The sequence below is a fragment of the Vibrio sp. Y176 genome (assembly GCF_033438945.1).
In genome coordinates this window covers 1-1,729 of the sequence record NZ_JAWOQS010000054.1, presented here as the reverse complement: position 1 = coordinate 1,729, position 1,729 = coordinate 1, and the positions used below count along the sequence as shown (strand labels likewise).

General features: G+C 48.6%; 1 protein-coding gene. It reads right to left on the bottom strand.

Annotated elements, in window-relative coordinates; all coding sequences use genetic code 11:
- Nucleotides 1-1,729, bottom strand: a 1,729-nt coding sequence (locus R7O13_RS23975) for an insulinase family protein (protein ID WP_318304815.1), incomplete at both ends; no start/stop codon positions are given.

Genomic DNA, 1,729 nt, shown 5'->3' with positions numbered 1-1,729 from the left:
CGCACGTGCTTTCACTTCTTCTAGTGTTACGCTCTTAGCGGCTTTCTCTACATCCAACACAACATCCAATCCGTAGTCGTGCGCGAGGTAGCGGCTGTAAACCCAAGCGCGAGAACCAGGGTTGTCACCCAATCCTTGCATCGCGACAGCAAGCTGCTTGGCCGCAGTGTCGACTTCTTTCTGGGTAATGTTAGTCGCGAGATCGTCGAAAACCTTATCCAACAGTTTATCCATCAAACCCACATCTTTTGGATCCACCTGCGATTCAAACAACCAGTCCGAAATCGGCTCACCATCTTGCGTCATCGTATAAATGCTAGGGCTGTAATCTAAGCTTGATTCTTCACGGAACGTCTCCAGCACTCGTGCGGCACTGATGCGCTCCAGAATGTCTTCTATCACCGTGTCTTTTGCCGTACGGTTGTACTTATCGGTGTTGGTAAAACGCAGCAGGTAAAACGATGAAGGCTCGTGACCATCAGTGACGACCGAGCGCGCTGGCAGCTCATCATTAAATGACACACGATAATCTACAGCTTTACCCGGCTTCATCTTAATTGATGCCACGTATTTGCGTAGAAGCGGCGTAATTTGCTCAGGCTCAACGTCTGCAACAATCACCATTTTGTAACCATGATCGGTTTTAAATAGTTGATCATGCACTGCAAGAATCTGCTCTGGCGTGACGGTATCGGCACCATCACTGCTCAGTAAACGATGACGACTATCCGGCGTGTAAGCGCTGGTGTTCGCTACTTGGATAAGCTTACCCATAGGCGATTCCAAGAAAGCGCTGCGCTCTTGCTTAAACTCTTGTTTCACCGCAGCAAGCTGACGTTCATCAACCTTGATTTCGGTCGAAAGGTTGTACAAGCCATTCAAAGCTTCAACTAGACGATTTTTTTGCGTCGTAACCTGAACGCCATGCACTGTTGGCTCGAGTATTGGACCAAAAGCGATGTTGTTCGTACGTAAATAGGCATCCAGCTCTGAGCCAGAAAACTCTCCTAATCCACTGCGAACGGCGGTCATGGCAGCCAGTTCGTAGGCTGGATAAAGCGATTTATCTAGGGCCGCTTTACCCCCTTGGCTAGTGAAGTAGATGTAAGCGCGACCACCAGCTTTTGCGTCTTTTTGGAACCAAACATCCACACCGTTTGATAAGGTGTAAACCTGAAAACCACCCGGAGCTTGACGCATACTAACGATGCTGCCTTCCTCAGCTGGTTGCAGGAAGCCTTCCGCTTTGGCGTTCATGTCAGAAGGCTTTTCACCAGCTTGTAGGTAGGCGCTGTTAAGCGCAGTGAATACATCAGCAAATTGCGCTTGCGTTTCACTTTTGCCCATGCCAATCACAAAGCTTGGTTGATTAGACAACAGCTCTTTTAACTGCGCGTTTACGCTCTCTAGCTTCGTTTTATCCAAAAAAGCTGCCAAGCTTTGCGCATAGCTCTCTTTCGATTGGCTTACGCTGTCTTGCTCCAATTGGAAAATACGCGCTTCCGCGTAACTATTTGGCTTGCGTTTGCTCCAATCAGAATCAAGATTTGCCAGTTCGCCATACCAGTTAGATGTGATGCTCTCTAGCTCAGCTTGTGTCACGCCGTAATCGCGAAGTGACGTCAAAGCACTGATGAAAATTTGGTGCATTTGTTCACGGCGGTCAGGCGAAAATGAGATACCCGCCGACATCAGGCGTTGGTAGTTCGAGTAGTAAGGCTGCGCATAA